The sequence below is a fragment of the Varibaculum sp. C0165D1 genome, assembly GCF_056590355.1.
The window spans coordinates 221,424-244,261 of the sequence record NZ_JBWPVY010000002.1 but is presented as its reverse complement, the minus strand read 5'-3'; the positions used below and the strand labels follow the sequence as shown (position 1 = coordinate 244,261).

Annotated in this window: 21 protein-coding genes and 1 tRNA gene; 16 read left to right on the top strand and 6 right to left on the bottom strand. The window is 54.7% G+C overall.

Going from position 1 to position 22,838, the window contains the following annotated elements:
- Positions 1–14: 14 nt before the first annotated feature.
- Entirely contained in the window at positions 15–563 is a 549-nt protein-coding gene (locus AC1EKS_RS03675) for an inorganic diphosphatase (protein ID WP_481009748.1), read from the bottom strand.
- 125 nt (positions 564–688) lie between these two features.
- Between AC1EKS_RS03675 and dacB the strand changes: the two genes are divergently transcribed.
- From dacB to AC1EKS_RS03630, 9 genes are all read left to right on the top strand, one after another.
- Positions 689–2,131: a D-alanyl-D-alanine carboxypeptidase/D-alanyl-D-alanine endopeptidase gene (gene dacB, locus AC1EKS_RS03670; RefSeq protein ID WP_481009749.1), complete on the top strand. Its 1,443-nt coding sequence runs from the start codon at positions 689–691 to the stop codon at positions 2,129–2,131.
- On the top strand, positions 2,128–3,213 hold the full coding sequence (gene tilS / locus AC1EKS_RS03665; protein ID WP_481010227.1) for a tRNA lysidine(34) synthetase TilS: 1,086 nt from the start codon (positions 2,128–2,130) through the stop codon (positions 3,211–3,213). The genes dacB and tilS overlap by 4 nt, the downstream gene beginning before the upstream one ends.
- A gap of 9 nt (positions 3,214–3,222) precedes the next feature.
- Positions 3,223–3,774, top strand: coding sequence for a hypoxanthine phosphoribosyltransferase (gene hpt / locus AC1EKS_RS03660; protein ID WP_481010226.1), 552 nt, complete (start codon positions 3,223–3,225; stop codon positions 3,772–3,774).
- A gap of 169 nt (positions 3,775–3,943) precedes the next feature.
- Entirely contained in the window at positions 3,944–5,941 is a 1,998-nt protein-coding gene (gene ftsH, locus AC1EKS_RS03655; protein WP_481010224.1) for an ATP-dependent zinc metalloprotease FtsH, read from the top strand.
- Between the two features lie 3 nt (positions 5,942–5,944).
- On the top strand, positions 5,945–6,511 hold the full coding sequence (folE, locus tag AC1EKS_RS03650; RefSeq protein ID WP_481009851.1) for a GTP cyclohydrolase I FolE: 567 nt from the start codon (positions 5,945–5,947) through the stop codon (positions 6,509–6,511).
- A 97-nt stretch (positions 6,512–6,608) separates the two neighbouring features.
- Positions 6,609–7,493 carry a dihydropteroate synthase gene (gene folP / locus AC1EKS_RS03645; protein WP_481010222.1) on the top strand — a complete coding sequence of 295 codons (885 nt, stop codon included), beginning with the start codon at positions 6,609–6,611 and terminating at the stop codon, positions 7,491–7,493.
- Positions 7,484–9,550, top strand: coding sequence for a 2-amino-4-hydroxy-6-hydroxymethyldihydropteridine diphosphokinase (gene folK / locus AC1EKS_RS03640; RefSeq protein ID WP_481010221.1), 2,067 nt, complete (start codon positions 7,484–7,486; stop codon positions 9,548–9,550). Before folP ends, folK begins: the two co-directional genes overlap by 10 nt.
- Positions 9,551–9,554: 4 nt before the next feature.
- Entirely contained in the window at positions 9,555–10,049 is a 495-nt protein-coding gene (locus AC1EKS_RS03635; RefSeq protein ID WP_481010219.1) for a DUF3180 family protein, read from the top strand.
- Between the two features lie 22 nt (positions 10,050–10,071).
- Positions 10,072–10,677 carry a hypothetical protein gene (locus AC1EKS_RS03630; RefSeq protein WP_481010218.1) on the top strand — a complete coding sequence of 202 codons (606 nt, stop codon included), beginning with the start codon at positions 10,072–10,074 and terminating at the stop codon, positions 10,675–10,677.
- Here the strand turns inward: AC1EKS_RS03630 and radA are convergent.
- Positions 10,664–12,070, bottom strand: a complete 1,407-nt coding sequence (radA, locus tag AC1EKS_RS03625; RefSeq protein ID WP_481010216.1) for a DNA repair protein RadA — start codon at positions 12,068–12,070, stop codon at positions 10,664–10,666. The two genes, AC1EKS_RS03630 and radA, sit on opposite strands and share 14 nt — an antisense overlap.
- Positions 12,071–12,170: 100 nt before the next feature.
- Between radA and AC1EKS_RS03620 the strand changes: the two genes are divergently transcribed.
- Positions 12,171–12,839 carry a potassium channel family protein gene (locus AC1EKS_RS03620; protein ID WP_481010214.1) on the top strand — a complete coding sequence of 223 codons (669 nt, stop codon included), beginning with the start codon at positions 12,171–12,173 and terminating at the stop codon, positions 12,837–12,839.
- Positions 12,840–12,947: 108 nt separating this feature from the next.
- On the opposite strand, the gene AC1EKS_RS03615 is transcribed toward AC1EKS_RS03620, so the two are convergent.
- On the bottom strand, positions 12,948–14,324 hold the full coding sequence (locus tag AC1EKS_RS03615) for a TrkH family potassium uptake protein (RefSeq protein WP_481010212.1): 1,377 nt from the start codon (positions 14,322–14,324) through the stop codon (positions 12,948–12,950).
- Between the two features lie 342 nt (positions 14,325–14,666).
- Between AC1EKS_RS03615 and AC1EKS_RS03610 the strand changes: the two genes are divergently transcribed.
- Positions 14,667–14,882 carry a helix-turn-helix domain-containing protein gene (locus AC1EKS_RS03610; protein WP_481009842.1) on the top strand — a complete coding sequence of 72 codons (216 nt, stop codon included), beginning with the start codon at positions 14,667–14,669 and terminating at the stop codon, positions 14,880–14,882.
- A gap of 92 nt (positions 14,883–14,974) precedes the next feature.
- A complete protein-coding gene (locus AC1EKS_RS03605; RefSeq protein WP_005504750.1) occupies positions 14,975–15,073 on the top strand; it encodes a 30S ribosomal protein bS22 in 99 nt (32 codons plus the stop codon).
- A 102-nt stretch (positions 15,074–15,175) separates the two neighbouring features.
- Here AC1EKS_RS03605 and AC1EKS_RS03600 read toward each other — a convergent pair whose 3' ends face one another.
- A complete protein-coding gene (locus AC1EKS_RS03600) occupies positions 15,176–15,478 on the bottom strand; it encodes a WhiB family transcriptional regulator (protein ID WP_481009843.1) in 303 nt (100 codons plus the stop codon).
- A gap of 337 nt (positions 15,479–15,815) precedes the next feature.
- Here AC1EKS_RS03600 and guaB point away from each other — a divergent pair, with 337 nt between their 5' ends.
- Genes guaB through AC1EKS_RS03585 form a run of 3 tightly spaced genes read left to right on the top strand, consistent with a single transcriptional unit; the run spans position 15,816 to position 19,365 of the window.
- Positions 15,816–17,324 (top strand): IMP dehydrogenase, encoded by a 1,509-nt coding sequence (gene guaB / locus AC1EKS_RS03595; RefSeq protein ID WP_481009844.1) that lies wholly within the window; start codon positions 15,816–15,818, stop codon positions 17,322–17,324.
- Between the two features lie 56 nt (positions 17,325–17,380).
- The gene (locus AC1EKS_RS03590) at positions 17,381–18,067 is read left to right on the top strand and encodes an exonuclease domain-containing protein (RefSeq protein WP_481009845.1); all 687 of its coding nucleotides are present in this window, start codon (positions 17,381–17,383) and stop codon (positions 18,065–18,067) included.
- Positions 18,064–19,365, top strand: coding sequence for a hypothetical protein (locus AC1EKS_RS03585; protein WP_481009846.1), 1,302 nt, complete (start codon positions 18,064–18,066; stop codon positions 19,363–19,365). The genes AC1EKS_RS03590 and AC1EKS_RS03585 overlap by 4 nt, the downstream gene beginning before the upstream one ends.
- A gap of 3 nt (positions 19,366–19,368) precedes the next feature.
- Here the strand turns inward: AC1EKS_RS03585 and AC1EKS_RS03580 are convergent, their stop codons facing one another.
- Together AC1EKS_RS03580 and AC1EKS_RS03575 are read right to left on the bottom strand one after the other, a co-directional pair.
- On the bottom strand, positions 19,369–20,202 hold the full coding sequence (locus AC1EKS_RS03580; protein ID WP_481010211.1) for an HAD family hydrolase: 834 nt from the start codon (positions 20,200–20,202) through the stop codon (positions 19,369–19,371).
- 321 nt (positions 20,203–20,523) lie between these two features.
- Positions 20,524–20,599: transfer RNA gene (locus AC1EKS_RS03575), tRNA-Arg, on the bottom strand.
- 118 nt (positions 20,600–20,717) lie between these two features.
- Here AC1EKS_RS03575 and AC1EKS_RS03570 point away from each other — a divergent pair.
- Complete coding sequence (locus AC1EKS_RS03570) at positions 20,718–22,829, top strand: NAD(+) synthase (RefSeq protein ID WP_481010209.1); 2,112 nt, start codon at positions 20,718–20,720, stop codon at positions 22,827–22,829.
- The last annotated feature ends 9 nt before the right edge of the window (positions 22,830–22,838 follow it).

Genomic DNA, 22,838 nt, shown 5'->3' with positions numbered 1-22,838 from the left:
TCTAAAAGGGAAAATTATTCGGTGATCTGCCCATCGAAAAAGTCGGCGACCAGACCGAAATATTTCTTACCGTTTTCTGCTTCCCACTCTTGCATCCGCTCACGGGAACGGCGAATTTCCTCTTCCGCCTCCTTGCGTCCTACCCAGTGGGCGCCCTCCACTGATTTTCCAGGCTCCAAATCTTTATAAACTTCGAAGAAGTGCTGAATTTCTAGGCGATGGAACTCGGAAATATCTTCAATCTCGGTACGCCATGAGGCGCGCTGATCACCGGCGGGAACGCATAAAACCTTGTCGTCACCACCATGTTCATCGCGCATCCGGAACATTCCTAGCGGGCGGCAGCGGATCACGCAGCCCGGGAAGGTGGTTTCTTCCAAGATAACGAGAGCATCTAGGGGATCGCCGTCCTCTCCCAAAGTGCCATCAATAAACCCGTAGTCATCGGGGTAGCGGGTTGAGGTAAACAGCATTCGATCCAGCCGGATGCGCCCTGTTTCATGGTCAACCTCGTACTTGTTGCGGTTACCTTTAGGAATCTCAATCGTCACGTCAAATTCCATGTTTTTTCCCCTTCCCGCCCTATTAGGCTAAGTGTGCGACAATCGGGGCAAAGGTATTACCGCCGAAGTCGTGGCATCTGCTTTATATTTAAGAATACGTGGAAAATCCGTCAGCGAGGGGAAGAATGCGAAAATCCGTACTTTTACCGCTAATTCTCCTGGTAACGATGATGGTAGGCGGCGTCGGATATGGCGTTTTGGACGCCTACAACCTAGTGCCAGGGATTCTTACGCTTGAAAATGAATCTTTAGACTTGCCACAAACTGTCGAAATTGACCTTGCCGCTCCTAATTTCCAGGAGGCTCAGGGAATTAACAGCCAAGCCGGTGAAATTAACGCGGGGAAGGTGCAACCACTGGTTGATCAGCTGGTTTCCCAAGCTCAGCGGGGTAATTCCCAGCCCCAGGGGGCAAGTAATCCTCCACAAAATACGCCCGTAAATACCGGAGCCAGAGTAGGAGCAGTGGTGATCGATACCGCTAGCGGGAAAGCTATCTCCCAAGTTAACGGAGACCTGTTAATGACCCCGGCTTCCTCTACCAAAGTAGTAGCGGCTGCAACTGCGTTGAAGACCCTGGGACCCCAGTATCGTTTCACTACTTCAGCATCCTTAGCAGGGGACAAACTTTTCTTACGAGGAAATGGGGATCAACTACTGGCAGCTGGTCCCGGAAATCCCGCCGCAGTTTCCGGACATGCGGGCCTGGCAGATTTAGCTGCCCAAACTGCTAATAGGTTAAAAGCTAAGAAAACTACCTCGGTGCAGCTGTTTTTGGACGAAAGCGCCTTTGGGGATCAAAGCCCGCTGCCAAACTGGCAAGCCCAAGGCAATGACAGTTACGAAACCAAGCCCACTCCCATCGCGATCAATAACGGATTGGCCAACCCCCAGCTGTCCTACGGATATTTGCCTGATCCCGCGCTAGCGGCAGCCCAGCAGTTTGCGGCGAGACTAAAAGACCAGGGTATTAATGTGGGCCAGATCCAGCGGGGAGTGACCCCTAAACAGGCGCGGTTAATGGGGGAAGTCAAGAGCGCCGCTCTGCACGAAGTGATACATGAGGCGCTCAAAGAGTCGAATAATATGCTGGCAGAAGTGCTTTGTCGCACCTCGGCAGCAAAAGCCGGAACCGGCGCGAACTTCCCCGGGGAAATAAAAATCGCCCAAAAAGTATTGGGGGATCTAAAGCTAGAGGGCGCCGCTTTCGCTAATCAAGATTGCTCGGGACTCTCAACCGAAAACAAGATCAAACCGCAACTTTTGGCTGCCCTAGTCCAGCAGGCAGCTCGCGGTAATGATTTACAGCTGCGTCCCCTGGTTGCTTCCCTTCCTATCGGAGCCCTGGACGGTACTCTGCATGAACGCTATTTGCAGCAAGCCGGGGCCGGGAACGTGCGGGCAAAAACTGGTTCTTTGCAGAACTCGCGGGCATTGACCGGACTGGTGACCACCAAATCCGGTAGAACCCTCACTTTTTGCGTAATCGTTGACTCCTTTAGGGATGGTACCGGGGGGATTGCGCGGGGCGCCATTGATAACTTCGTAAACGGACTAGCAAATCTGTGACCCGGCAGGTGCGAGGTGCGCGAGGACGGATAGAAAGAGCTGTCCTGGCTCAACTTAAAAAGCTGGAAAAAACCCATCCGCAGGCAACCTTACTGGTGGCGTGTTCGGGCGGTGCCGATTCCCTCGCCCTGGCTACCGCCCTAATCCGCCTGGCGCCTGCGCGAGACTTTAAATTGGTGGCCGCCACAGTTGATCACGGTTGGCGGCCAGAGTCGGGGGCGCAAGCACGAAAAGTGCAAGCACTTCTGAGTAGCTTAGGGTATAGCCAGGTGGAGATATTAACCCTTACATCTGGGCGAACATCCGGTCAAGGTAAAGAAGGTGACGCCCGTAAAAAACGTTACCTGGCGCTAGAAAAAGCTGCCGACAGATATGGATCTTTGGGGGAGAACGTTTTTATCCTCTTGGGACATACCCGCGATGACCAGGCAGAAACTGTGCTGTTGGGGCTGATTCGCGGTAGCGGACCGCGTTCGATTGCGGGAATGCGCAGCGGGGATGAGGGCGGCGGAGATAAAAGCAGTAGGCGCGCAGGCTATCTCCGCCCGCTGCTACAGTTGCCCCGCCGCGACACCGTAGCAGCTTGTCGTGAAGGAGGTCTGTCTTTTATTGATGACCCCTCCAATTATCCCGATGGTCCGGTTAAAGCTGCAGATGGCACCGCGCTACGCAGATCCGCCTTGCGTTACCAGGCCTTACCCGCACTCGAAAAAGCCTTAGGGATAGACCCGCGTCCCGCCCTCGCCCGCACCGCCGCCCTGTTGCAGGCAGACCTGGATGCTCTCGATACTTTAGCTGTCACTTGGTTTGAGCAGGTCCAAAAGCCAGGATTAGCAGGGATAACGCTGGAAACTAGGCCGCTACTTTCGCAGCCAGCAGCCATTCGCAAACGGGTGTGGCGTCTGGCGGCCCTTGCTGCGGGCGCGCGGGCTTCCGACCTGCGTAAAGTGCAATTAGACGCAGTAGATCATTTGGCTATTGCCCGCCGGGGAACCGGCCCTATCCAGTTACCGGGCAAAATAACTTGCACTCGCAAAGGGGGAACCTACGAACTTCGCTTCCGGCCCGAGCCTAGGGGTTAGACTGGGAAAATGGACGCAAATGATATGGGCGATGCCCTGGAGCGGGTACTAATCAGCGAGCAGCAAATCGCAGACAAACTTGCAGAAATGGCAAAGCAGATCGACCTCGACTATCACGGGCGAGAAATCTTGCTGGTAGGGGTACTCAAAGGTGCCACCATGGTGATGGCGGATCTAGCGCGCCTAATCCACACTCCCTTGGAAATCGATTGGATGGCGGTTTCCTCCTACGGGGCATCCACCAAATCCTCCGGGGTGGTCCGGATCCTAAAAGATCTCGACTCTGACCTGGGGGGACGGGACGTGCTGATTGTCGAGGACGTGATTGATTCGGGTCTCACACTAGATTGGCTCACCCGCAACCTTTCTTCGCGGGGTGCGGCCTCGGTAGAAATCGCGGCGCTGCTACGCAAACCAGAAGCCGCGAAAGTTGAAGTAGACGTTAAATACGTAGGATTCGATATTCCCGACGAGTTCGTGGTGGGATACGGCTTGGATTATGCGGAAAAGTACCGGAATTTACCGTTCGTAGGTACCCTGGCTCCGCATGTTTACCAATAGTGGTCCCCCAGGTAAAAAGATCAACGCCACGTCGCAGTTTAGCCCTACGCCGGAGATAGAATTCGGCTGAGGGTGACCAAAATAAGCAATTAGCGGGCAAAGCGTTTAGGCTTGTCTTTATAAATAACGCCGCCACGCGGCACCGGCTAACAGGGTAAGAAACCGATAAATGGCGAAAAAGAAAAAAGAAAATCAGAAGTTTTGGCTCAAATGGGGAATCCCGGCGATCCTAATCATCGCCGTTTTCTGGGTGATTTCCCTAGTAATGGCCCCCACCATAGTGGATACCTCCGAGGGAATCGCGCTGCTAAAAGGGAAAACCGTACAGCGGGCGATAGTTAATGACGGTACCCAACAGGTAAAACTAGAGCTATCGAAGAAGTACACCCCCAAGAACTTGGGGAAAGATGCTCAGGTGATTCCGCAGAGCGCCACTAAAGAAGTTACTTTTACTTTTGTGCAGCCCCAGGCGGCGCAGGTAAATAAGCTGATCCAGGATGGGAACCTGAAGAAGGGATATAACTCGATTTTCCCCACCGGTTCCTGGTGGTCAGCGCTTTTGCAGATGATGATTCCGCTGCTACTATTCTTCGCTCTTATCTGGTGGGCAATGTCGCGGATGCAGGGCGGCGGAATGCTGGGATTTGGCAAATCCAAATTCAAAAAGTTTGATGCCAGTGCCCCCAAGATTACTTTCGCCGATGTGGCGGGAGCCGATGAGGCAGTAGAGGAACTACGCGAGATCCAAGAGTTCCTAGCCAATCCCGCGAAGTTCCATAACCTGGGTGCTCGGATTCCCAAGGGCGTGCTACTGTGCGGTCCGCCTGGAACCGGTAAAACTTTGCTGGCAAAGGCGGTAGCTGGGGAAGCAAAAGTTCCTTTCTTTACTCTTTCCGGCTCTGAGTTCGTAGAAATGTTCGTGGGCGTGGGAGCTTCTCGCGTGCGCGACCTCTTTGGTCAAGCCAAGGAATCCGCACCCGCTATCGTGTTTGTGGATGAGATTGATGCAGTAGGGCGTCACCGCGGCACCGGCATGGGCGGGGGCAACGATGAACGCGAACAAACCCTAAACCAGCTGCTAGTAGAGATGGACGGGTTTGACGAAAACACTAACGTGATTTTGATTGCGGCCACCAACCGTCCCGATGTGCTCGATCCGGCGCTGCTTCGTCCAGGACGATTTGACCGGCAGATTAACGTGGACGCCCCCGATATTAAAGGCCGGAAAGCGATTTTGCAGGTGCACGCCAAAGGCAAACCGATGACCACCGATGTGAATCTGGAACAGATCGCTAAACGCACTCCCGGATTTACCGGTGCCGACCTAGAAAATGTGCTTAACGAGGCCGCTTTACTGACAGCGCGTTCCAATGCGGATCTGATCGATATGCGCGCGGTTGATGAGGCCATCGACCGGGTAATTGCCGGTCCCCAAAGACGCACTCGGGTAATGAATGACCACGACAAGTTGGTGACTGCCTATCACGAGGGGGGACACGCCCTCTGCGCTGCTGCTTTGCGTTATACCGATCCAGTAACCAAGGTGACGATTTTGCCGCGCGGGCGCGCCTTAGGGTACACCATGGTGATGCCCACTGAGGATCGCTATTCGCGCACCCGCAACCAGCTGCTCGATGAACTGGTTTATTCCATGGGAGGGCGAGTAGCGGAAGAATTAGTCTTCCTAGATCCTTCCACGGGTGCCTCGAACGATATTGAGAAGGCCACCGCTACTGCCCGCCGTCTGGTAACCGATTTCGGGATGTCGGATAAGGTAGGGCCGGTAAAGCTGGGTAAGGATGATAGCGAACCCTTCCTGGGGCGCGATGGCCTGACCAGCAGGAACTATTCGGAGGCAGTAGCAGGTACCATCGACGAAGAAACCCGTAACTTCCTCGATGCCGCCAATCGGGAAGCTTGGGAAATCCTCACCCGCAACCGAGAGATTCTCGATGATTTGGCCGCCCGGCTGATTGAAAAGGAAACCTTGCTGGAGGAGGAATTAAACGAGATTTTCGCGCCGGTGCAAAAACAGGAAGAACGTTCCGTTTGGTCCTATGGCAAAGAGGGGGCAGTGCCGGGGGCGGTTTTCGGTAACCCGATATCGGGCTCCCCAGCTCCAGCCACTGCTCCGATTCCAGAAAATCTAGCAGTAGAGGGTGAGTAACTAGTGGGTTACAACCAGGCTGGGGTAGAAAAGGCCATTCACGATTTGCTCATCGCTATCGGCGAGGACCCGGAGCGGGAGGGGCTGCGGGAAACCCCGGCACGGATGGGCAGAGCCTGGAAAGAAGTGATTTCCGGGATGCACACCGATCCGGCGGAGCCCTTAGAAAAACAGTTCCAAGTGGACGATGACGAGATGGTGATGGTACGGGGGATTCCTTTCTACTCCCTGTGTGAACATCACCTGTTACCGTTTTTCGGAGTGGCGCATGTGGCCTATATTCCTCGGGATGGCCGGATTACGGGCCTTTCAAAACTGGCGCGAGTAGTAGAGGGATACTCTCACCGCCTACAGGTTCAAGAACGCTTAACTGCTCAGGTGGCGGATGCGTTAATGGAAAAGCTGGACCCGCGGGGAGCGGCAGTAGTTATTGAGGGCGAGCATCTTTGTATGTCCATGCGGGGAATTAAGAAGCCGGGGGCGCACACCACCACCTCGGCGCTGCGTGGGGTCATGCGTTCCGATCCCCGATCCCGGGCGGAAGTACTTTCCCTGATCCGCGGAAACTAGCTCCCGCGAGCACTTTTCTTAAGTTAACGCGTAGAGAAATGCTATTTTTCTCTGCCTCAAGAACAAAAGGGTGTTTAATGCCAGGTAGGCTAGAATCATGAAGATTCCGGAGATTCCTGACCTTTTAGCGCCAGGACGCACCAAAGTTATGGGGATAATTAACGTCACTCCAGATTCTTTCTCCGATGGTGGCCAGTGGTTTAACCCTGAAAAAGCGATCGCTCACGCCCTCGAATTAGAAGCGGCAGGTGCCGATATCCTCGATATTGGGGGCGAATCCACCCGGCCCGGAGCCCAGTCGCTGAGCCCCGCCCAAGAGCAAGAACGCGTGGTGCCGGTAATCCGGGGCTATTTGAATAAATCTCGCAATCCTCTCCCTATTTCTTTAGACACTGTCAATGCAAAAACCGCTGAAGCTGGCATAGCGGCTGGAGTCCAGATCATCAACGATATTTCCGGGGGAACCCTAGATTCGCAGATGCTGACGGTGGTGGCAGAAAAGGATGCCTACTATATCTGCCAACATATGCGGGGCAACCCTAAAACTATGGATAGCTTGTGTGACTATGGCGGGGACGTGACCGGCGGGGTTTGTGAAGGGTTAAAAGAACGCGTCCAGGCCTGCGAAAAGGTGGGAGTTAATCTGAGGCGTCTGATTTTAGATCCCGGGTTAGGATTCGCTAAAAGCGCGCAGCAGTCTTGGGAACTGCTCGGTAACCTAGAACAGCTGACCAAGTTGGGGTACCCGCTGCTAATCGGGGCCTCCCGGAAACGTTTTTTGGAGATGGCGGTTCCTGCCTGTTGGGAAGATAATCTTCCCGCGGGAATTCATCAGGGAGCCGCACGGCGCGAGGACGCCACCACCGCGGTGAGTGCCCTCTGCGCGCAGGCAGGAGTTTGGGCAGTTCGGGTACATAATGTTGCGGCCTCGGCTAGTGCGGTCGCAGTTGGGCAACTGTGGAGGGAAGCAGCATGTCGCTAAGTGAAGAAGAAATCAGTAAGCGTTTGCAATATCTCGACCATATTAGTTTGGTGGGGATTGAGGAACGCGGACTGCATGGGATGCTCGACCATGAACGCCAAGACGGTCAACTATTTCTAGTTGACGCCGATATTTACCTAGACTTGCAGACCGCCGGGGAAAGCGATCAGATTGAAGACACCGTGGATTACTCGCGGATATCCGCCCTGATCAGCCGAATTATTACTGGACCGCCCTGCGACCTGTTAGAAAAAGTGGCTACCCAGATCGCCGAAGAAACTTTGGAGCTGCCAAATGTACAGGCGGTACGGATTTGCTTACATAAACCTCAGGCACCCCTGGGACTAGAAAAAGAGGACGTGTCGGTAACTATTTGGCGCGGCCTCGAGAATCTACTTCCAGAGGAAGAAGGACCTTTGGAAGAAACCGCGCCCCTATCGCTGGCAGAGATATCCGCGGATGCCCCGGAACCAGAAGCGTTTGAACCTGATGAAACTTCGCAGGAAAAAACAGAAAGTCCTTTGGAACAGGCACCGGATTCCCCCAGGCAAGTGGTATTAGCGATGGGCGGAAACCTCGGTGAGGTCTCCGATACTTTCCGGGAAGTAATCGCGCAACTATCGCAAACCAGTGGGGTAGGAGTAGTAGACGTATCACCCCTGGTACGCACAGCTCCGGTACTTAGCGAAGGACAGGAAGACCAGCCGGATTACTTAAATGCGGTAGTAATCCTGTCAACTATGCTTTCTCCTTTGGAGCTGCTGCGGGTATTACAAAATCTTGAGGACGAACATGGACGGGTGCGAAGCGAGCATTGGGGGGCGCGCGCCCTTGATCTCGACATTATTGATTATCAAGGCGTTAACAGCGAGGATGAACAGCTAACTTTGCCGCATCCGCGGGCAAGTCAGCGTGCTTTTGTACTTTTGCCCTGGTCACTAGTGGCGCCTAGCGCCGAACTTTCCGGTGCGGGCGAAGTGGTAGTTTTGGCGGACTATGCTCCGGATCGGGATGGAGTAAAGGAGATCTACCCAGATTGGGTAGGTAGCTCTCATTCGGACACAGAAGCAGGCACCGGAGCTGTTCCTTTGCCACGCTGGTCAGCGATTTCTCGCCCTCCGCTTCCTCCGCGAGTCCTCGATGATCCTCACGAGCTGCATCCCACCGGCGAAATCACACAAGTAGATAAGCTTAGCTCGCCGCTTCCCCCAGCTGCCGAAGGGGCTTCCTCTCCGCAGGTTCCCCCGCTGCCGGTTCCTCGACTTAGTAATGACCACCCCCAAGCAGCAGTGGTGTTAGACGAAGAACCAGCAGAAATCTCTGGGAAGCCGCATTCGATACCGTCAGTATCCGGGGCAGGGGATGCCAGTATCGCTCCTCAGGACTCCGATACCTCAGATCTAGCGGAAAAACCCAAGAAAAAGAGCCTTTGGCAGCGGATCAAAGCCTTTTTTGTAGGGGAGAAAGCTGATCCCGAGCAATTTTTGACGGACTTTGAGTGGGAAGCCAACCCCACAGAGCAGGTGGAAAGCTCCGAATATTCCTGGCAAGCGTTGCCTAATGCCTCCCTACCTGCCCCGCCTCCCTCACCAGCGCAGACTGCAAGTTTTGAAAAGGCGACCGGAGATCAAAATGACTCTGCTCAACAGTTGTCGGGCCGCCCGGAGGGGGGAACGGTTAGCGAACCGGCGGAAGCTAGTGGCGCTGAAAAACCGGAAATTAGTGAACCGGAAATTGGCAAACCGGAAAAGCCTTCTGCGGAAGCGGCAGTGGAAGAGGCAACTGAAAGTATTGAATATGGCAGTGGTCGTCACGCCGGCAGGTTAGTTACCGGTCCGATTCCGGTTCCAGAAGAATCTCCGCAGCCGCTTCCCCTGGATATCTCGGCTAGCCCAGTAAATGATCCCAGCGGTTCTGCTACGGAAGAAGAATCTCGGGTTGAGCGCAAGTCAATTCTGCGTCCGACTACCACCGGACCGGTTCCCGTGGTTAAACCGGAAACAGACCGCACTGAGCAACCCACCGAGGCTTTCAATCCACTCCAGGATTCCGAGTAATAATATGCGTCCGCTGCGAAAACTTACCCTGTTAGCTCTGGGGGCGATTGCGCTGTTGGGGGGATATTTTCTCAGTAACCTGGCAGTGAAAATGGGGGGCACGCCTTTGCAATTCAGCCCGGTTCTTACGGTGCTGATCTTTTGTGGGGCGGTGGTACTCGCAATTTTTGGGCAGGCAGTCAAACGTTTACGCGAGGGTAAGCCCTCCTGGATGCAGCTAGCGAAAGCCCCGCTAGTGGCGCTGGTAGCCCAAGCCTCCGCGGTGTGGTCCGCTTTGTTCTTGGGGTATTTACTTTCTCAGTTGATTCTGGTTTACCAGCTGCGTCATGCGGAAATGGCCGGCTCGTTTGCAGGGAAGACTATTGCTTTAGCGCTGGTGAATCTGTTGCTATTGGTGATTGCGCTGCTAGTTGAATCCTGGTGCACTATTAATGACGGTGAGGATGGACCCGCGGGATCAAATCCGGCTCCCGGTGGTGTTAATCCGGCTTCCGCCTAAGACCGTGGGGTAACCTAAGGGCATGAGTCCAGATCAACGCCAGCGCTCTTCCGAGCGGGTACGCCCTTCGCAAACCACTTTTTGGGTGCGCCGGCTAGTAGCATTGCTAATTTTGGCGGTGCTGATCGCCCTAGTGGTGCTGATTGTTAAGTTTGCCTGGTCGTGGTTGCAGGCGGCAGACGATAGTCAGCAACGCGCGCAAGCTGAACAGGCAAAGAAAGAGGTCGTTACCCAACCGACCACCTGCAATCTGGCGAATATTAGCTACAAGTTGGAGCCGGAAAAGTCTGAAAACCAGGTGGGAGCCGGGGTTAAGTTCAAAGTAGTTTTACATAACACCAAGGGAAAACAGCCTTGCACTATGAATGGGGCTATTGACAAGGTGGGCGTAAAAGTTGTTACCGGCCAGGAAACGGTTTGGCAATCCTGGAAATGCCAGGGGAAGGTCAATGAACAGCCTTTACTACTCGGAACCGGCATGGAATACGACACTACCCTCGCCTGGGATGGGAAAATTAGAAACGGCTGCGACAAGGGTGATATGGCGCAGGCCGGTACCTATCAGGCGATTCCCGTCCTGAACGGTAAAGAAATCACCGACGCGAAAGCAGTCTTTACTTTGAAGTAGGTTCCCCTTCGGGGAGGGCAATCATAACTGCTTCTGCCAGGTTAGTGACTGGATGTAGGGTCATTCCTCTGGGGGCAGTAACTTCATCGGCGCCCAGGCGAGGAATCAGGGCGTGGCGAAAACCTAGTCGCGCGGCCTCGGATAAGCGCTGCCCGCACCCTACGGTGGCGCGGATTTCTCCGGTCAGGGACACTTCCCCAATAGCCACCATTTTTTCTAGGGGAGGACGCGACTGGGCAGCACTGGTGATCGCTAACGCCACTGCCAGGTCAACTGCCGGTTCGCTGGTTTTGGCTCCCCCCACGGTCGAAACATAAACGTCACATTGGGAAAGGGCGAGGCGCAGGCGGGCTTGCAGCACCGCTAGGGTCATAGCCACCCGCGAATAATCCAGTCCCGAGGTGGTGCGCCGTGCCGACCCCCCTGATACCAGCGGAGACACTAAGGCTTGAATCTCGGTAGGCATTGGGCGTCGCCCCTCTAGGGTCACGGTTACGCACGTACCGGGCACCCGCGAGGAGGTTTGAGAAAGAAACAGTCCCGAAGGATCCGCTAGCCCGATAATTCCTCGCTCTACCAGTTCAAAACAACCAACTTCATCGGTGGCTCCATAGCGGTTTTTAACCGCCCGCAGCAGCCGCAAACGGGTGTGGCGATCCCCTTCAAACTGAGTGACCACGTCTACTAGGTGTTCTAAGACGCGCGGGCCGGCAATCCCGCCGGATTTAGTTACGTGTCCTACCAGCAAAATTGGGATTCCGCGGCTTTTGGCAACCTCGATTAAAGCCGAGCAGACTGCGCGCACCTGGGTGACATTCCCGGCTTGTCCACTGACCTGCGCGGAAGCAATAGTTTGTACCGAGTCTGCAATCACCAGTGAAGGGGAGCATTGGTCAATATGCCCGAGGACGTTTTCCAATTCGGTTTCCGCAGCTAGCAGTAGATTATCTGCCAGGGCGCCGATCCGCTGACCCCGCAGGCGCACTTGGGCGGCCGATTCCTCACCCGTTACATACAGTACCGACTTGTTTTTCCAGTTAGAAGCAACTTTCCCGGCAACGTCCAGCAGTAGGGTGGATTTTCCCACCCCCGGTTCGCCTGCCAATAAAACCACTGATCCGGCCACCAGGCCACCGCCGAGTACCCGGTCGAGTTCCCCAATTCCGGTGGGGATAAATCTAGCGTCAGCAATATCAACTTCCCTGATGGGCAGGGCCTTTTTTTGAGGAATTTTGCCTGAGATCTTGTTGCGGGAGGAAGAGGTATCCGCCGCCTCTACGGGGACGGTTTCCTCTAAAGTTCCCCAAGCCTTGCAGTTGCGGCATTGCCCCAGCCACTTGCTGGATTGCCAGCCGCACTCGGAACATTGATAGCTTGTCTTTACCTTGGCCATGCCCTAACTCTAGCGCGGCAGGCCTGCGAAACATTTGAGCGGGGTAGGCTGGAAGCAGAACGCGTAATTATCTACATCCGGGGACAAGGGGAGGACACAGATGGCGAAACGGGATGCTGGCGCATCTGGAGTGCTGGTTATCGGTTTAGGGCGTTTCGGTTCCGCCGTGGCTGCCTCTTTAGAGAGTCTAGAACGCGAGGTTTTGGCGGTAGAAAAGTCGCCCCGGATAGTCACCCGATGGCAGTCGCGTCTGCCGGTGGTACAAGCCGATGCCACTAGCGCCGAGGCCTTAGAACAGTTAGGCGCTACCGATTTTCAAGCAGCCGTTGTGGGAGTAGGAACTGCCCTAGAGGCATCGGTGCTGATCACCGCGAACCTGGTGGATTTGGGAATCGGGTCGATTTGGGCCAAAGCTACTTCTCTCGAGCATGGGTCGATCCTAAAACGAATTGGTGCTCACCACGTGGTTTACCCCGAATATGATGCCGGGGTGCGCACCGCCCACCTGGTGGGCGGCAAGATGCTGGATTATATCGAGATGGACCGTAAGGGCTTCTCGGTAGTGAAAATGCGGCCGCCCAAGGCTTGCCACGGCTTCACTTTGGCCGAACTGGATACTCGCTCCCGGTACGGGGTCACGGTAATCGGGGTGCTTTCCCCCGGCGAACCCTTTGAATATGCCGCTCCCCAAACCCGAGTTGACGCGAACGACATTATTATTGTCTCTGGCGACGCTGAACTTTTGGAGCAGTTTGCGCAAATGCCCTAACCTGCATTTTTGGTTCGGCTTAAGGGATTTAAAAATTTTTGAGGACGCGACGCGGCTCATCCCGCCGGGAACCTCTATCCCCGGTAACGTCAGTTTCTAACGCGCAAACTATCCGATAATGGGGCGTTCTTCGGGCATTCTGATTACTCTACGGCGCTCGCGCAGCGCGAGCGCCGCCGCCACTGTCATGGTGCCGGTCCTGCCTGCAAACATCAGCAGTACCAGTGAATATTTCCCGATAATTGGCAAATCTGGGGTGATTCCGGTCGATAAACCGACGGTGGCGAAAGCAGAGATCACTTCGAATCCGAGAACGTCCATCGAATAGTCAGTTACAGACAGCAAGAAGAAGATAGCGGTCACGACCATAATGGCACCCAGGCCAGTGACAGCCACCGATAGGCGCACTACCGAGGGTGGTATCCGGCGGTGGAAGGCTTCGACATCTCGATCCCCGCGCGCCTCCGCCATAATCGCCAAAATCATCACTGCCAGGGTAGACACTTTGATCCCCCCGGCGGTAGAGGCGGATCCGCCACCGATAAACATCAGCACATCCAGCAAGAACCAAGAACCCCTGGTCATTTGGCCTACATCAATAGTGCTAATCCCGGAAGAGCGAGAGTTCACCCCGAAGAGAATCGACGTTTGCAGGGATTCCGAGGTAGTCATGGAGCCGAATGTTCCCCGGTTGTTCCATTCCGAGCAGGCGATTACTATCGCGGTAAATAGCCAAACAGCCAAGTAGGTGGTGATGGTTAATTTCGAATGCAAGGTTAACTTGTGGGGGGAGCGCCAGTTCTCTTTCACGTCTAGCATCACGGGGAATCCTAGGGCGCCCAGGAAAGTTCCTAGGATCACCGGTGTGACCATCCACCAATCTCCCATATGGGCATCTATGCCCTCCGGCAAGTTGATTAGCCCCGCGTTGTTGAAGATAGAGATGGATTGAAACAGGGCGTGCCAGATAGCGGAGCCCACTGACTCGTTCAAAGTTAAGAACCGGGGCAAAAGGGCAATGAAAATAATAGCTTCGCAGGTGAACGAGGTGACGATAACTGTGCGGATCAGGGCGCCAACTTTACCCAGAGAGGCAGTCTTTTCGGTTGCGGCCAGCATTCTTTGGGTCAGTCCGATGTGACGCGATACCGCCAGCGCCAAGATTGATGCCAGGGTCATTACCCCCAGGCCGCCAATATGGATACCCAGCATAATCACGACTTGTCCAAAAAAGGACCAGTAGGAGGCGGTGTTCACCACGGTCAGCCCGGTTACGCAAACTGCCGAGGTAGCGGTAAAAACTGCGTCAACTAGAGGAGCCGGTTTACCGGTGGTGGTAGCGAACGGCAAGCACAGCAGCGCCGTCATGACGAAAATGATGCCAGCGAACACCATTACCACTAGGCGGGCAGGTGAGGTGCGGGCAAGGTGGTCTATTGATTCTCTAAGCTTTGCGCGTTTTGATACCCGCCGCTTCTTTGCCATTGCACCTCCCTGGGACTGCCGGCAGAAATGTTTCCTGCCTAGATATTAACCCGCTGTCTAGATTTTCGGTTAGGGCGAGGGAAAAATTACGCTCCGCGGATGTGAAAAGGGGAGCTCAGAAATTATCTTAAGTAAAGGTAGCGTAAATATTTATAAAATACGCCTAAAATATTGTCGGAAATGAAGTTTTTTTAGTGACTTTCCTGTGACAGTTGAGAAAAGTGGGTCTCTTGGGGTATTTTTATACATGGATGCCTGAAACTCTAGAATTTTTCTAGGTCAACGGCTTAAGCTTATTAATAGTCCCTAACCGGTACGGATTCGAACTCAGGACGGAACATTATGGCACAGCAGCAAGCTCCGCGCTTCGTAACAGTGGCAGAGGTCGCGGATCTAATGCGCGTGTCCAAAATGACGGTCTATCGCATGATTCACGCTGGTGATATTCCTGCAGTTCGGGTTGGCAAGTCATTTAGAGTGCCCGCAGCAGCGATTGATCAGATGATGGGGCAGGGTTTTGGTGACTGGGAACAATCTTCGGACGTAGCCAATAGTTAGCCGCCGCTTAAGTTGTTGTATAGTAGGGCGAGAAAAATACCTCCGGGTAATAGCTGCGCCGCGCGCGCACCAAGAAGCAAAAGGAGAACCTAGTGGGCTCGGTAATTAAAAAGCGCCGCAAGCGCATGTCCAAGAAGAAGCACCGCAAGCTGTTGCGCAAGACTCGCCACCAGCGCCGCAACAAGAAGTAGCGGAAAGTGCGAAATGGATCCAGGAGCTGCCTGGATCCATTTTTATTTTCTATCCTCTGTGCTGGTCCGGTCATACGCAGTGAGGATGGGGAAAACAATACTTCAGGCGGTGCGTCGCTGCGCTACTTGGTGACTTTGTCGAATAAGCTCGCGACGTTCCTCCTGGGTAAGGCCGCCCCATACCCCATAGGGTTCCTGAGCAGCCAGTGCATATTCCCGGCACTCGGCGATTACCGGACACTGGGCACAGATAGCTTTTGCGGCCTCGTCGCGCCGCCGGCGAGTTCCCCCGCGTTCACCCTCAGGATGAAAGAATTGTTCGGAATCAAGGTTGCGGCAAGCGCCCTGGTATTGCCACTCCCATAAATCTGCCACCGGTCCGGGAAGTCGCGAGAAGTCGCTCATCAAGCCTCCTATATAGCCCTGCAGGTTATGGTTCAGTATGAAGTAGATAGCTTACGGTTCCCTGAAAAAATAACTATTCTGCGGTGAAAAGTCGGTTAATAAAAGTTTAATTTGCAGTTCAGTAGGACGAGACCGAGCAATTAGCGCTCAGCGAACAGGGCAGAGAAGAAGAGTCTAACGTTAACCGGTGCTCCCTATCACCTGAAGATCAGGGGCGCGGCAAAAATCGCCATTTCTAGGTAAGACCAGTCACATCCAGCACTAAAAGTGCTGAAATAAGCGTTAATAGGCAAATAAAAGTAGCGGCAAGCTGACGATTCGGGCTAACCTTAAAAAGGTGATTACCGAACACCTGGAAGCCCTGGAAGGGCTAACTTATGATGACGTTCTTTTACTTCCGGAAACCACCGATGTGGTTCCTTCTGCAGTCGATACCTCCAGCAGGTTAACCAAACGGATTACCCTGCATACCCCGGTAGTATCTGCGGCCATGGATACGGTTACCGAAGCCAATATGGCGATCGCGATTGCGCGCCAAGGCGGCATCGGAATCGTGCATCGCAACCTTCCCATAGCGGAACAGGCGGCGCAGGTACGACAGGTTAAACGGTCCGAATCCGGAATGATTACCGATCCGGTCACTATTGGCCCGGACGCAACTCTACTGGAACTAGACAAAGAATGCGGACACTATCGGGTTTCTGGACTGCCGGTAGTGGACGAGGATCGCAAACTGAAAGGGATTATCACCAACCGAGACCTGCGGTTCATCCCTGCCAGCAAGTGGGCCACAGTTAAGGTTCGTGACGCCATGACCCCGATGCCGCTTACTACCGGCCGCAAAGGGATGCCTCGTGAGGAAGCGCGGGCTCTGCTGGCCGAAAAGAAAATTGAAAAACTGCCGCTAGTTGATGATGAAGGTCGCTTGACCGGACTAATTACGGTCAAAGATTTCGTGAAAACCGAACAGTATCCGTACTCCACAAAAGACGAAGAAGGTCGCTTGCGGGTGGGGGCCGCCCTGGGATACTGGGGAGATACTTGGGAACGCGCCGAAGCCCTAGCAGAAGCGGAAGTAGATGTGTTGGTGGTGGATACCGCCAATGGCGGGGCAGAGCTCGCCCTAGAAATGATTAGGAAGCTGAAAGCCTCCCCCACTTTTGCTGGTATTGACATTATCGGCGGGAACGTAGCCACTGCCGAGGGAGCACAAGCGTTGATTGATGCCGGGGTAGATGCGGTGAAAGTCGGGGTAGGGCCCGGTTCTATCTGCACCACCCGGGTTGTTGCCGGAGTGGGGGTGCCGCAGATTACCGCGATTAACTTGGCTGCTCAGGCCTGTTCGAAAGCGAATGTGCCTCTGATTGCTGATGGCGGCCTGCAATATTCGGGAGATATCGCCAAAGCGGTGGTGGCAGGCGCCGATACCGTGATGCTGGGTTCCCTGCTGGCAGGCTGTGAAGAATCCCCAGGTGAACTGGTGTTTGTTAACGGCAAACAGTACAAGCATTACCGCGGAATGGGATCGCTTGGGGCAATGAGTTCGCGCGGACGCAAGTCCTATTCCAAGGATCGTTACTTCCAGGCGGAGGTAACCAGTGATTCTCAAATCGTTCCCGAGGGCATCGAGGGGCAAGTCCCGTTCTCTGGTGCCTTATCGGCGGTGCTCTATCAGCTGATCGGGGGATTGCGGCAATCCATGTTCTATACCGGTTCCTCCGATATTGCCACCTTGAAGGCACGGGGTCGGTTTGTGAAAATTACGGGTGCTGGTTTGCGCGAATCTCATCCCCACGACGTACAGATGACCGCCGAAGCCCCTAACTACCACTCGGCAGTTAAATAACCACGTATTATTTGAAACGAAAGTGCCGTAAAAGCAGACAAGGTAAGGAGTAACCGGTGGGCTGGATTGAGGGTCCGTTTATGGGTTTCGATACCGAAACCACAGGCGTAAAACCTGCCTCCGATCGCATTGTTACCGCAGCCTGCGTGGAGTGGCGGCATGGACAAACCCGGGAACAGACCTGGCTGGCGGATCCAGGGGTTGCTATCCCCGAACAAGCTCAGCAGGTTCACGGGATTTCCACCGAGTATGCCCGTCAGCATGGACGCCCACTAGAGCAAGTGGTGACCGAAGTCGCCCAGGTGCTAGAGGCCTGCGGTAAAGCACAGATCCCGGTGGTCATCTATAACGCCTCCTTTGATTTGCCGTTGCTGGATAATCACCTGAAGCGTTTGGGGCAGCCCACTATGAATGAGCGGGTAGAGTTCTTGCCAATAATCGATCCCCTGGTGCTGGATCGGGCGCTAGATCGCTATCGGCGCGGCAAACGTACCCTGGAGGCACTGGCAGAGTTTTACCAGGTGCGCGGGGAAGATGACTTGCACGATGCGTTGGTTGATGTGCGGCAAACTATCGCGGTTTTGCGGGCGCTTTGCACCTCCTATCCCCAATTAGGGCAGATGGATTTGAGGCAGCTGCAGGATTACCAGCGGGTGCAATACCGAGAATGGGCGCAGCATTTTAACCAGTATTTACAGTCGAAAGGGCGTAGGGCCGATATAAACGAGGAGTGGCTAGCGTGAGTGAGCAGTATGGTTACGGCTATCGCGGAGAGGGCGAGCCACCAGCCAATCCACAGGAAACTCCATCCGGTGGAAGACGCTATTTCCCTCCCCGCTCCGCCAGTCGCCAGCCGCAGTCGCCTGCGGAGCCGCCGCTGCCAGAGGGCGGGATTCCCCAGGTTCCTTTCTCAGAAACTCCGGATTTTAATCGGTACCAGCAACCACCGCAAGGGCAGCCAGAAGCCCCCCGCTCGGCTATGCCTCCACGTCAAAGCGTCCCCCGCGTCCCGGAAAGTCTCCAACCAGCTGCAAACTATCCGCAAGCTAATCCCGTTCCGGATCCGTTGCCGGCCGCTCCTTATCCTGCATCAGAGCCGGTAAGTCCCCGTTCTGACTCGTTTACGGCGGGGGATCGCGACGCGCCCGCCTCGGTTTATGGCACTTTGCCCAGTAACGCTGCGGCGTCGCCAAGTAACTTCACTGCCTCGCAGTCGCGCTCAACTGTAGCTAGCTCTCCGGAGGTAACTAGTTCGACGGCGGCTTCTACCTCGCTGTCGACGCCAGCCAACTCGCCAGAAGCAGACGATAATCCTCAGGAAGTAAAATCTTCTCGACGCTCCCCGCTGTGGCTGCTATATGGGCTGGTAGTAATGGTTTTAATCGCTTTAGTGAGTTGGCAGATAGTGCGGCTTAGTACCGGAAAAGTACCTTCGGCGGTTCCCTTGGGATCGCAAGCAGAGGCCACTGAAACCGTGGCAGCTCCCGAGCCGAAACCAATCGCCACTACCCAAACTGAACAGGTGAAAAAGGTGTTAGCGGCACAACCGGTGACCCCGGCACAGTTGGGAGGGGACAAAAAGCGGGTAACCTTCCGTTCTCAATCCGGAATTGTGGTTTGTACGATTGCGGAAAAACTCGAAGACACCCCGCCTCCGCTGGTGCCGCTAGCAGCAGATGGCTCGGGGGCACTTGCTAGTGGTAGTGGCGTGGTTTGCGCTACCGCCAGCAACTTTGATGCCGCTGGTAACGTGGGAAAGTGTAAGCAGGGTGATTTGCGCCTATCTGTGCTGGGGGTGTGGGACACTTCCTCCGGTATCGGTGGGTGCGTGAACGGTACCACTCCGCTGTATCAAGATGTTAAATCTGGTCAAACCGATAACAGTGGTAAACGCTTTGATCTGCAGTCACTTGGACCAGGCCAATACACGCAGCTAGGTAAATATGCCTGCACTTTCGGAGGCACCGATGCTACCTGTGTAAATGTTTCTACCGGTAAAGGTTTCACCTTCACCGATCTGGAAGGATATAAGTTCTTTTAATCCCTAGGCGGGATCCAGTAAACCGAAACGTTCAAAGGCGGCTGCCACCCCGTCCTCTTCAATCGGGGGAGCAATCCAATCCGCAATCTCGCTCAGTTTTTCTGCCCCGCCCGCGAGGCACACCCCGATGCCCGACTCGCGCACCATCTCATAGTCATTTACCGAGTCACCAATGGCGACTGCTTGGGAAGGGTCGGCTCCAAAGTGCCGGAGCACTTCGCGCACCGCGGTACCTTTATTGACACCTTTTACTCCCAGTTCCACCACTTCACCGATGCGCACAGGAACCGATCCGGGAATCACCATGTACCGGTCCCCGAACAGTCGGTGGGCTTCCTCAAAGCTAGAAGGCGCTTCGGGGGAGAGATAGAACATGCATTTACCGGCAGAAGAGGGGATACCAGTGGCTAGATAAGGCGTGATCTGTTCGAGGTAGGTGGACCAGTTACCGGTGGCGGAGCGGTCAGATTTGCCCGAGAGTCGGAAAAAATCCAAAAAATGTTCGGAGGGGTAAAAGTGCTCTTTACCTTGCCAAATCCAGGTGGCACCGGAGCGGCGGAAATAATCTGTCCACTCGGCGATGCCAGCCTGGTCTATAGAATGATCAGCTAGCACCTGGCCTCCCAATTCTACGTAGGCGCCGTTGGCGGTAATCAGCCCGGAAAAGGGCAGAGAAAATAGGGAGGGATAAAGTTCGGGATAGGAGCGCCCGGTGGCAATAAATACTTTGTGGCCGCCTCCGGTAGCCGCGGCGATAGCTTCCTTTACCTTGGTGCTAATCGTCTGGTTGTGGTCAATTATGGTTCCGTCTAGATCCAAAAAAGCGAACTTGCGCATTGCTGCTCCTTGTAGGGGACACCTGCCAAAGGGGACGTCTGACAGTTTCCGGGCTACTTCCACCCTATGGGGAAAACCCAGGTAATGCGCGCTTATGCGGGTCCGCCTAACAAAAGTGCATTAGCTACTTAGTCACTGACGGCGTGTTTTAGGCGAGTGTCGAGTGCGGGGAAAGGTTTTTCCCGCACGACCTCGGTACCATGCGATTCCTTGCAAGGTAAAGGTCAGCAACTTCCCATTTTCAGCAAGTTTGAGCCGCTGCAACGGTTACAGGTAGGGGAAACGATCAGCAGATAGGGGAACAATTTCGTAAAAAATTTTTGGTGCCCCGAACAGGATTCGAACCTGCGGCCTTTCGCTCCGGAGGCGAACGCTCTATCCACTGAGCTATCGGGGCTGGACTTCAACGATTCTACACATTTACCCCGGCGCTTACTAAATCAATGCCCTCTAATTAGACGCTGATTACATTTAAGGAGGCAGACGCTAGGGAAGGCGGGTGCAATAATATGAACATGACTTTTGCTAGCCCTTATGCGCACGGTTTCGCTCGTGTCGCGGCCATTACCATTCCCAGCCATCCCGGTCAGCCGGATCGAAATGTCCAGGAAATCGCGGCGGCAGCTCGCAAAGCTGCCCGCCAAGGTGCATGTGTAGCGGTATTTCCCGAGATGAGTATTTCGGGTTACACCCTCGATGACCTGGTGTTTTCTGAGCGTCTGCTGGCAAGTGTGGAAAAAGGGATAGAGCTGCTGGCCAAAGCCACTTCGGATTGCGCCGAGCTAATACTGGTGGGAGCCCCCTTGCGGATAGCGGGACAAATCTATGATTGCGCGGTGTTCTTGGCACGCGGAAGAGTAGTTGCCATGACTCCGAAAGTTTTCCCCTCCGGGGCTGCTTATGAAAAACGCTACTTTACTTCCGGTGCGCACCTTTCTGAGGATGCTCGCTGGGAGGCACCCCAGATTCCGGGAGCCAGCGAGGCTCCTATTGGGAACGGGATAATCAATATTGAGGACGTGGCTGGCCTAGCGGTCGGGGCAGAAGTAGGCAGTGACAGCGCTGCGGCGCACTCAGCGGCGCTATCGCTTGCTTTACAGGGTGCAAGCGTGATCGCTAATCCCGCGGCCTATCCTGTCACCCTAGGGAGTGGCGAGCAGCGGGAACTGTTAGCTGGGGCCACTTCCCGGCGCGGGATCTGCGCATACATACACGCGGGAGCCGGAAATGGGGAATCTTCCTCCGATGCTGCCTGGGAAGGACGAACCTTTATTTACCAAGACGGCTCTAAGCTAGCGGAAACTGAGCCTTTCCCCAGCGAAACCCAGATCGCCCTCGCCGATATTGATTTAACTGCTATCACGAGCCGCAGGCGGCGTGAAAGTGGATTTACCGATGCCAAGGCAGTTCGGGGAGGCGGTAATTTCTGGGAGGTAGACATTCGGCTGGGCGTGGGGGCTCCGGGCGCGGCAGTGACCTTTGATCCTTGGGCAAATCTATCTAACGCTGCCACCTTGGAGGAAACGCCGACAGCGCTGTGCCCCGCCCCGGCAAGGTTCCCCTTCCTACCCGCCGATCAAGAGGGCATTGATCGCGCCTGTCAGCAGGCATTCCAGATTCAGGTTTACGGCCTGCAAAAACGTCTACAGGCCGTCGGCAACCCCAAGATGGTGTTGGGAGTATCGGGAGGGCTAGATTCTACTCAGGCACTTTTGGTGTGTACCCAGGTGGCCGCCCGCCTCGGCCTCGATAAATCCCAGATCTTGGCCTATACCCTGCCTGGTTTTGCCACCTCGGCAGGTACCAAATCTCACGCCTTTAAACTGTGTGAATCCCTAGGGATTAAGTGCGAAGAAATAGATATTCGCCCCGCTGCCCGGCAAATGCTCGCCGATATGGGGCATCCTTTCGCCGAAGGCGCCGCCCAATATGACGTGACTTTCGAGAACGTACAGGCCGGGTTGCGCACCGATTACCTGTTCCGGATTGCCAACCACCAGGGCGGATTGGTGATTGGGACCGGGGATTTATCTGAGGGTGCGCTGGGGTGGTGCACCTATGGGGTGGGCGACCATATGTCGCATTATTCGGTTAACCCCGGAATCCCCAAAACCATGCTCCAACACATGATTCGCTGGGTTTGCCGGCAAAATCTGTTCGGCGATGCCTGCACGACAGTGCTGAAAGATATTTTGGCGCAAGAAATCTCCCCGGAACTGATTCCGGGAGGCGGGGAAAAACTGCAATCTACCCAGGACACTATTGGCCCTTACGAACTGCATGAATTCTTCCTCTACCACCTGCTTCTAGGGCGCGAACCCCGCGATATTGCCTATTTGGCACACCAGGCGTGGTCAGATAAGCAAAAGGGGCTATGGCCGGCAGACCTGCCGGAATCAGATCGCCACCAATACGATCTGGAAACTATTTTGCGTTGGCTGCGCGAGTTTCTGCGCCGCTTTTTCACTTCCCAGTTCAAACGGACTTGTGTGCCTGGCGGTCCGGGAATAACTTCCGGGTTTGGTCTCAGCCCACGCGGTGACCTCCGGATGCCCTCCGATATTTCCGGCGAAATTTGGATTAAACAGGTTGACGAGTTGCTTTCGGCTTTAGAGGACGAAAAGTAGGTTATTAGT

What these genes read in the sequence shown, in the direction of transcription:
- AC1EKS_RS03675 (WP_481009748.1), bottom strand. Translation starts at nt 563, where the DNA reads ATGGAATTTGACGTGACGATTGAGATTCCTAAAGGTAACCGCAACAAG.
- dacB (WP_481009749.1), top strand. Translation starts at nt 689, where the DNA reads ATGCGAAAATCCGTACTTTTACCGCTAATTCTCCTGGTAACGATGATG.
- hpt (WP_481010226.1), top strand. Translation starts at nt 3,223, where the DNA reads ATGGACGCAAATGATATGGGCGATGCCCTGGAGCGGGTACTAATCAGC.
- ftsH (WP_481010224.1), top strand. Translation starts at nt 3,944, where the DNA reads ATGGCGAAAAAGAAAAAAGAAAATCAGAAGTTTTGGCTCAAATGGGGA.
- folP (WP_481010222.1), top strand. Translation starts at nt 6,609, where the DNA reads ATGAAGATTCCGGAGATTCCTGACCTTTTAGCGCCAGGACGCACCAAA.
- folK (WP_481010221.1), top strand. Translation starts at nt 7,484, where the DNA reads ATGTCGCTAAGTGAAGAAGAAATCAGTAAGCGTTTGCAATATCTCGAC.
- AC1EKS_RS03635 (WP_481010219.1), top strand. Translation starts at nt 9,555, where the DNA reads ATGCGTCCGCTGCGAAAACTTACCCTGTTAGCTCTGGGGGCGATTGCG.
- AC1EKS_RS03630 (WP_481010218.1), top strand. Translation starts at nt 10,072, where the DNA reads ATGAGTCCAGATCAACGCCAGCGCTCTTCCGAGCGGGTACGCCCTTCG.
- radA (WP_481010216.1), bottom strand. Translation starts at nt 12,070, where the DNA reads ATGGCCAAGGTAAAGACAAGCTATCAATGTTCCGAGTGCGGCTGGCAA.
- AC1EKS_RS03620 (WP_481010214.1), top strand. Translation starts at nt 12,171, where the DNA reads ATGGCGAAACGGGATGCTGGCGCATCTGGAGTGCTGGTTATCGGTTTA.
- AC1EKS_RS03615 (WP_481010212.1), bottom strand. Translation starts at nt 14,324, where the DNA reads ATGGCAAAGAAGCGGCGGGTATCAAAACGCGCAAAGCTTAGAGAATCA.
- AC1EKS_RS03610 (WP_481009842.1), top strand. Translation starts at nt 14,667, where the DNA reads ATGGCACAGCAGCAAGCTCCGCGCTTCGTAACAGTGGCAGAGGTCGCG.
- AC1EKS_RS03600 (WP_481009843.1), bottom strand. Translation starts at nt 15,478, where the DNA reads ATGAGCGACTTCTCGCGACTTCCCGGACCGGTGGCAGATTTATGGGAG.
- AC1EKS_RS03580 (WP_481010211.1), bottom strand. Translation starts at nt 20,202, where the DNA reads ATGCGCAAGTTCGCTTTTTTGGATCTAGACGGAACCATAATTGACCAC.
- AC1EKS_RS03570 (WP_481010209.1), top strand. Translation starts at nt 20,718, where the DNA reads ATGACTTTTGCTAGCCCTTATGCGCACGGTTTCGCTCGTGTCGCGGCC.